Source organism: Phenylobacterium sp., assembly GCF_025934275.1.
Taxonomy (GTDB): Bacteria; Pseudomonadota; Alphaproteobacteria; order Caulobacterales; family Caulobacteraceae; genus Phenylobacterium.
Window position 1 is genome coordinate 21254 of the sequence record NZ_JAICYI010000049.1, and the last position, 7269, is coordinate 28522.

Below are 7269 nucleotides of genomic sequence, written 5' to 3' on the forward strand. Positions count from 1 at the left end.
GACGCCGTGAATTTCGACGAGTACCGCCGTTACGACGCCCTCGGGCTCGCCGAGCTCGTCGCCCGCAAGGAAGTCAGCTCGGAAGAGCTGATCGACACGGCCGCCGCGCGCATGGCGCAGGTCAACCCGAAGATCAATGCGGTGACCCAGGACCTGACCGCGAGCGCCCGCGCTGCTCCGGCCGGCCAGGGCGGCTTTGCGGGCGTGCCGTTCCTGCTCAAGGACCTCGGCGCGACTCTCGCGGGGACCCCGACGACGCGCGGCTCGCGGCTGTTCGCGACCGACGCCGCACGCGCCGACAGCGCCCTCGTGCGCCTCTTCAAGGCCGCCGGCCTGGCGATCATCGGCAAGACCAACACGCCCGAGCTCGGCCTGTGGCCGGTGACCGAGTCCGAGCTTCTCGGCCCCTGCCGCAATCCGTGGGACCTGTCGCGCACCTCCGGCGGCTCCTCCGGCGGCGCGGCGGCGGCGGTGGCGGCGGGGATCACGCCGGCCGCCCACGCCAGCGACGGCGGCGGCTCGATCCGCATCCCCGCGTCCTGCTGCGGTCTGTTCGGGTTCAAGCCGTCGCGCGGCCGGGTCTCCTTCGCGCCCGCCGGGGAAGGCTGGGGCGGCGCCTCGATCAACCACGCCGTGACCCGCTCCGTGCGCGACAGCGCCGCCCTGCTGGACGCGATCTGCGCGCCTCAGCCCGGCGATCCCTACTTCCTGCCGCCGCCTGAGGTTCCGTTCGCCGAGGCCGCCCAGCGAGCGCCGCGCCGGCTGCGCATCGCCTTCACCACCGCCGCGTTGCAGTCGGACGCGCTCGATCCGGAGTGCGAGGCCGCCGTGGTGGAGACGGCGAAGCTGTGCGAGAGCCTCGGCCACAGCGTCGAGGCGGCCAAGGTCCCCGGCGACATCTCCGCCATGCAGGCCGCGGCCGGCGTGGTGGTGGCCGCCAGTGTCGCCGCCGATCTCGACGCCGCGGCCGAGCGCCGCGGCCGGGCGATCGAGGACGGCGAGGTCGAGCCACTGACGATGTCGAGCTATCGCCGCGGCCAGCGGATCACCGGCGGCGCCTATTCCCGCGCCATCGCGACGCTCCACGCCTACGGCCGCGCGATGGCGGAGCTGTTCCAGGCCTATGACGTGCTGCTGCTCTCGACCCTCGGCCGGCCGGCGATCCCGCTCGGCTGGTTGTTCGAGGAGCGCGGCCAGGTCGGCGCGCGGGTCGGCCGGTTCATGCCCAACACCCAGCCGTTCAACAACACCGGCCAGCCGGCCATGACCGCGCCGCTCGCCTGGAGCCGCTCGGGCCTGCCGATCGGCACGCAGTTCGTGGGCCGCATGGGCGAGGAGGGGCTGCTGTTCAGCCTGGCGGGCCAGCTCGAGCAGGCGCGGCCCTGGTTCGATAAGGTCCCGCCGCTCTGAGCCGGCGCGGGGTCGTGGCGCGGGTCCGGCCGGCGCGCTAGAGCCCTCCGCAAAGCGCATCCCCTGGAGCCCGCATGCCGACGAGCTGGACCGCGACCGCCCCGATCCTGATGCTGATCGCCTCCAACGTCTTCATGACCTTCGCCTGGTACGGCCAGCTGAAGGTGGAGCACAGGCCCATGTGGCTGATCCTGCTGATCAGCTGGGGGATCGCCTTCTTCGAGTATTGCCTGGCGGTGCCGGCGAACCGCATCGGGCGGCTCATCTATGACCCTGCCGAGCTGAAGGCCCTGCAGGAGGTGATCACGCTGTCGGTGTTCGCTGTCTTCTCCGTCACCTGGCTGAAGGAGCCCGTGACGCCCAATCACCTGATCGGGTTCGCCCTCATCGCGCTCGGCGCCTTCTTCGTCTTCAAGGGCCCGTTCTGATCGCCCGCGACAGGCGTCTTGCGCGCCCTGCTTTGGCGAACCACCTCTGGCGGCCTATAAGCCCCGGTTTCCGCGAGACGCCCGAAAGTCCATGCCCCGCATCCTGATCACCTCGGCGCTGCCCTACATCAACGGGATCAAGCACCTGGGGAACCTGGCGGGCTCGATGCTGCCGGCCGACGTCTATGCGCGGTTCCAGCGAGCGCGCGGGCATGAAACGCTCTACATCTGCGCCACCGACGAGCACGGCACGCCGGCCGAGCTGGCCGCGGCCGAAGCCGGCCAGGACATCGGCGAATACTGCGAAGCGCAGCACCGCATCCAGTACGAGATCGGTCGCCGGTTCGGGCTGTCGTGGGACCACTTCGGCCGATCGTCCTCGCCGCAGAACCACCGGCTCACCCAGAGCTTCGCGCAATCCCTCTGGGAAGCGGGCTTCATCGAGGAGCGGGTGACCCAGCAGGTCTTTTCGCTGGACGACAGGCGCTTCCTGCCCGACCGCTACGTGATCGGGACCTGCCCCTACTGCGGCTACGAGGCCGCTCGCGGCGACCAGTGCGAGAACTGCACGCGCGTGCTCGATCCCGCAGACCTGATACAGCCGCGTTCGGCGATCTCCGGCTCGACGCAGATCGAGATCCGCGATTCCAAGCACCTGTTCCTGCGCCAGTCCCTGTTCGCGCCGAAGCTGCGAGACTGGATCGACAGCAAGAACCGGGACTGGCCCAACCTCGTCACCTCCATCGCCTACAAGTGGCTGGACGAGGGCCTGCAGGACCGCGGCATCACCCGCGACCTTTCCTGGGGCGTGCCGGTCAACGCCATGGACTGGGGCCCCGATCCGGAGGGTCGGCTGCCCGACGTGGCGGGTCTTGCGGACAAGGTCTTCTACGTCTGGTTCGACGCGCCGATCGAATACATCGCCGCGACCTGGGAATGGTCCGACGCCCGCGCCCTGGAGATCGGACGCACGCCGGACGACGGCGACTGGGAGCGGTGGTGGCGCGAGCCCGCCGCGGCCGACGTGACCTACGTGGAGTTCATGGGCAAGGACAACGTGCCGTTCCACACGGTCGGCTTCCCCTGCACCCTGTTCGGGATCAACGAGCGCCTCGGCCCCGATGGCCGCTGGAGCCGACGCGAGAACGCGCCCTGGAAGCTGGTCGACGCGCTGAAAGGCTTCAACTGGCTGAACTACTACGGCGGCAAGTTCTCCACCTCGCAGCACCGCGGGGTGTTCATGGATACCGCGCTCGAGATCCTGCCGGCCGACTACTGGCGCTGGTGGCTGACCGCCAATTCGCCCGAGAGCGCCGACTCGTCGTTCACCTGGGAGCAGTTCCGCGACCAGGTGAACGCCGACCTGGCCGACGTGCTCGGCAACTTCGTGAACCGGATCTGCAAGTTCACGGAAAATCGCTTCGACGGCCAGGTCCCGGCCGGCGGCGAGCCGGGCCCCCTCGAGCAGCGTCTGGCGGCGGACGTCGCGGCGAAGCTCGCCGAGCTCACCGGCTACCTGGAAGAACGGGAGTTCCGGAAATCCACGACAGCGCTGCGCCAGTTGTGGGTGCTCGGCAATCAGTACCTCACCGAGGCGGCGCCCTGGACGGCGATCAAGTCCGACCGCGACCGGGCGGCCGTGGCGGTGCGCGCCGGCCTCGACCTCGTGGCCCTGTTCGCCAAGCTCTCCGAGCCGTTCATCCCGTTCGCCGCGGAGACGATCGCGCGTGCCGTGGGCGAGCCCTATCCGGCCCGCTGGCCGCAGCCGGGCCAGGTTCTCGGGACCCTGCCGGCGGGCCGGAAGGTGGCCGCGCCCGAGGTGCTGTTCCGCAAGCTGGAGGACGCCCAGATCGCGGAGTGGACCGCCCGCTTCGGCGGCGCGGAGCTGGAGCCGGCATAGCCGCTTCTCGCCGGTCCCGCAGCGCACGGGAAGAAGCGTAGACCCGAGTCAGGCGCTCACCTAAACTCAGCAGATGATCGCCGCCCGCCGCCGCCCGTGAGCACACCCACCTCGGAGGTTCGGCCGCTGGCGCGGCAGATGGGGACCTGGGGCGCGCTGTTCCTGACGCTTTCGGCCGAGACGCCCGCCTCGTCGGTGTTCGTGATCCTGCCGGGCGTCGTGCAGGCGGCAGGCTCCGGCGCGCTGATCTCGATGGCCGCCGCAGGCCTGGTGGCGCTCTGCATGGCGCTGACCTACGCCGAGCTCGGCTCGACCTTCCCCTCGGCGGGGGGCGAGTATGCGATCGTCGGATCGGTGCTTGGTCCGCTGGCGGGCTTCGCAGTGCTCGGCGTCAACCTGTTCAACCTGCTGCTCGCCGGCGCGGCGCTGTCGCTGGGCGTCGCAGACTATCTCGGACAGCTCGCTCCGGGCCTTGAGCCGGTTCCCACCGCGCTCGCGGCGCTGGCGGTCGCGACCGGCCTCGGCGTGCTCAATGTCCGCGCCAGCGCCCTGGTCACCGGGATCTTCCTCGCCGTGGAGTTGCTGGCGCTGCTGATCGTCGCGGCGCTGGGCTTCGCCCATCCGGCTCGGCCGCTGTCCCAGGTTCTGCTGCACCCGATGATCGGCGGCGCGCACGGCGCGCTGGGCGCCGTCGGCCTTGGCGGTCTCGCCACCGCGGTGGTGGTCGGGCTCTTCGCCTACGACGGCTATGGCAGCGCGGTCTATCTGGCGGAGGAGGTCCGCGACGTGCGCCGCAAGCTGGTTCGCGCCGTGCTCTGGGCGCTTGCGGCCACCGCGCTGGCGGAGATGGCCGCGCTCGCCGCCGTGCTGGTGGGCGCGCCCGACCTGGCGGCTCTGTTCGCCGATGGCGACGGGATGATCTCGGCGTTCACGGCGCGGGCGGGCGGGGCGGGGCTGGGCCGCCTGGTCAGCGCGGGCGTCGCGCTCGCCATCCTCAACGCCGTCATCGCCCTGGTTCTGATGACCGGACGGCAGCTCTACGCCACCGCCCGCGACGGCGTGTGGCCGGGGCCCGTCGGGCGCGCTCTCTGCCGGGTGCACCCGCGGTTCGGCTCCCCCTGGGCGGCGACCCTGGTGGCGGGATTGCTCTCGGCGGGCCTCTGCCTGGTCCCGCTCTCGTTGCTGCTCCTGCTGTCCGGGGCGGGGGTGACACTGATCTACGCCGCCCTGTCGCTGGCCTGCCTGCTGCATGGGCGCAAGCGCCGCGCAGCCGCGCCGGGATGGCGCTTGCCGCTCTGGCCGGCGCCGCCGCTCCTGGCGCTCGGCCTGCTGGGGGTGTTCGGGGCCGTCAGCCTCGGCGAGGGCGCGACCAGCTTCGCCGTCAGCCTGGGCTGCGCGGCCCTGGCCGCGGCCTACTACGCGCTGGTGCTCAAACGGCGCCGGGGCTGGCGGCTGGCCGGTCCGTCCGTGGAGGCGCCCTGATCGGCTCAGCGCGCCGGCTTGCCGGTCTTCTCGCCGGTGATGTCGAGCGGCCGGCCGGGCATTGCGGCGTTGTAGCGAGCGGTCTGGCCGGTGGCGACGACGACCGAGCGCGAGCCTTCCCAGATCATGTGCGCCGCCACATAGAGCACGATCGCCAGGCCGAGGTAGCCGATCCAGCGGACCCGGTGCAGCAGCCGCGCGATCCAGCTCGCCGCCACGCCCATCAGGGTGATCGAGAGCACGAGGCCGCCGACCAGCACCATCGGGTGATCGCGCGCCGCGCCCGCGACCGCCAGCACATTGTCCAGCGACATGGTGAGGTCCGCCGCCAGGATCTGCAGCAGGGCCTGCCGCAACGTCTTCGGCCTGGCTGCGGCGGCGACTTCGGACGGCGCGGCCGCGATCTCCAGGCCGCTCTCGTCGGCAAGGGCGGCCTCGCCCAGCGCTTCCTCGGCGCGCCCCTCTCCGCGCAGGTCGCGCCACATCTTCCAGCACACCCAGAGCAGCAGCAGGCCGCCGGCGAGCAGCACGCCGACCAGATTGAGGAGCCGGGTCGCGACCAGGGCCAGGCCGATCAGCATCACGACCGAACCGGCGAGGCCGAGCACGATCGCCTTCCGCCGCTGCGGCTGCGGCAGGCCCGCGGCCACCAGGCCCACCGCCACGGCGTTGTCGCCGGCGAGCGCGATGTCGATGAGCACCACCTGGAAGAAGGCGCTGACGGCTCCGGCGTCGAGGATCGCGGTGAGGCTCATCAGGCGCGCGGCCGGGCGGCCTCGTAGAGCGCGATGGCGCCGGCGGCCGAGACGTTCAGGCTGTCGAACCCGCCGGGCATCGGGATTTTCGCCAAGGCGTCGCAGTGCTCAGACACCAGCCGCCGCAGTCCCTCGCCCTCGGAGCCGAGAACCAGCACGGTCGGGCGCGCGTCCAGCACCTCGGCCAGCGGCGCCTCGGCTGCGCCGGTCAGGCCGACCGCGCGCCACCCCAATTCGCCGAGCTGTTCCAGGGCGCGGGAGAGGTTGACGACGCGCGCCACCGGCGTGCGCTCGAGCGCCCCGGCCGCGGCTTTGGCGAGCGCGCCGGTGAACCTGGGCGCATGCCGTTCCTGCAGCACGACGCCGGCCGCGCCGAACGCTGCAGCCGAGCGCAAGATCGCGCCGACGTTCTGTGGGTCGGTCACCTGGTCGAGCATCAGGAGCACGGCGCCGGGCGCGGCCTCGAACGCGTCGAGCTCGGCGCTCTGCAGAGGGGCGGCGCGCAACGCCACGCCCTGATGCGCCGCGCCTTTCGGCAGGTGCTGGGCGATCAGGCCGTTATCGGCGATCTCAAGGGCCTCCGGACGGCCGAAGCGCGTCTCGATCTGGCGGGCTCGATCGGGGGTCGCGAGCAGGCGGAGAGGCGCGCCCCGACGCGGGTTCTCGAGCGCCGCCTCGACCGCATGCCAGCCCCAGATCCAGTCGTCCCCGGCCGCCTCAGGGCGGCGGTGGAAGCGCTTGTGCGGATGGCTCTTTTTGCCTCGCCGGGCGTCGTTGCGTTCGAAGGTCGAGGCCACTATAAGACGCGCTCCAATTTGGGGCCCGGACGGGTCTCCGTCGAAGGACCCAGCGTTCGGCGCCTTTAAGCCCCTTCGCGAGCCTCGACGGAAGCCTTTCTGTCGGTCCCAAGGAGAGCGGCCCGCGCGCGAGGGGGAATGTCCCGAGCGGCAAAGGGGGCGGACTGTAAATCCGCTGGCGTACGCCTTCGTAGGTTCGAGTCCTACTTCCCCCACCACGCGCTGGACGAAGAGGAGAGATCACGGGCGACCCCGCCCCGGGCTTTCGGCGGGTATAGCACAATGGTAGTGCAGCAGCCTTCCAAGCTGAGGATGCGGGTTCGATTCCCGCTACCCGCTCCAAATATTTCATCCATCTGTTGAAACAACGCCGGCAGGACCCTGATGGCCAAGGAAAAGTTCAACCGCAACAAGCCGCACTGCAACATTGGGACGATCGGCCACGTGGACCATGGCAAGACGACGCTGACGGCGGCGATCACCATGGTGCTTGCGAA

Annotated in this window: 7 protein-coding genes and 2 tRNA genes; 7 read left to right on the plus strand and 2 right to left on the minus strand. The window is 71.2% G+C overall.

The features are described 5' to 3' along the window. Window positions 1-6: 6 nt before the first annotated feature. The 4 genes from Q0W60_RS12880 to Q0W60_RS12895 all read left to right on the plus strand — a co-directional run bounded on the left by Q0W60_RS12880 (window position 7) and on the right by Q0W60_RS12895 (window position 5220). Window positions 7-1410: an amidase gene (locus Q0W60_RS12880; protein ID WP_297696204.1), complete on the plus strand. Its 1404-nt coding sequence runs from the start codon at window positions 7-9 to the stop codon at window positions 1408-1410. 74 nt (window positions 1411-1484) lie between these two features. Beyond that, entirely contained in the window at window positions 1485-1838 is a 354-nt protein-coding gene (locus Q0W60_RS12885; RefSeq protein WP_297696206.1) for a DMT family protein, read from the plus strand. A gap of 91 nt (window positions 1839-1929) precedes the next feature. Continuing rightward, window positions 1930-3738, plus strand: coding sequence for a methionine--tRNA ligase (metG, locus tag Q0W60_RS12890; RefSeq protein WP_297696208.1), 1809 nt, complete (start codon window positions 1930-1932; stop codon window positions 3736-3738). A 96-nt stretch (window positions 3739-3834) separates the two neighbouring features. Further along, window positions 3835-5220: an APC family permease gene (locus Q0W60_RS12895; protein WP_297696210.1), complete on the plus strand. Its 1386-nt coding sequence runs from the start codon at window positions 3835-3837 to the stop codon at window positions 5218-5220. Between the two features lie 5 nt (window positions 5221-5225). On the opposite strand, the gene Q0W60_RS12900 is transcribed toward Q0W60_RS12895, so the two are convergent. Both Q0W60_RS12900 and rlmB read right to left on the minus strand, forming a co-directional pair. Continuing rightward, complete coding sequence (locus tag Q0W60_RS12900) at window positions 5226-5975, minus strand: YjbE family putative metal transport protein (protein ID WP_297696212.1); 750 nt, start codon at window positions 5973-5975, stop codon at window positions 5226-5228. Continuing rightward, complete coding sequence (rlmB, locus tag Q0W60_RS12905) at window positions 5975-6772, minus strand: 23S rRNA (guanosine(2251)-2'-O)-methyltransferase RlmB (protein WP_297696214.1); 798 nt, start codon at window positions 6770-6772, stop codon at window positions 5975-5977. The genes Q0W60_RS12900 and rlmB overlap by 1 nt, the downstream gene beginning before the upstream one ends. A gap of 132 nt (window positions 6773-6904) precedes the next feature. Between rlmB and Q0W60_RS12910 the strand changes: the two genes are divergently transcribed. From Q0W60_RS12910 to Q0W60_RS12920, 3 genes are all read left to right on the plus strand, one after another. Further along, window positions 6905-6990 (plus strand) — tRNA-Tyr (locus Q0W60_RS12910). 50 nt (window positions 6991-7040) lie between these two features. Next, window positions 7041-7114, plus strand: a tRNA-Gly gene (locus Q0W60_RS12915). Between the two features lie 42 nt (window positions 7115-7156). Then, the coding region (locus tag Q0W60_RS12920; RefSeq protein WP_297696216.1) for a GTP-binding protein at window positions 7157-7269 on the plus strand (113 nt) is incomplete at its 3' end.

What these genes read in the sequence shown, in the direction of transcription:
- Q0W60_RS12885 (WP_297696206.1), top strand. Translation starts at nt 1,485, where the DNA reads ATGCCGACGAGCTGGACCGCGACCGCCCCGATCCTGATGCTGATCGCC.
- metG (WP_297696208.1), top strand. Translation starts at nt 1,930, where the DNA reads ATGCCCCGCATCCTGATCACCTCGGCGCTGCCCTACATCAACGGGATC.
- Q0W60_RS12900 (WP_297696212.1), bottom strand. Translation starts at nt 5,975, where the DNA reads ATGAGCCTCACCGCGATCCTCGACGCCGGAGCCGTCAGCGCCTTCTTC.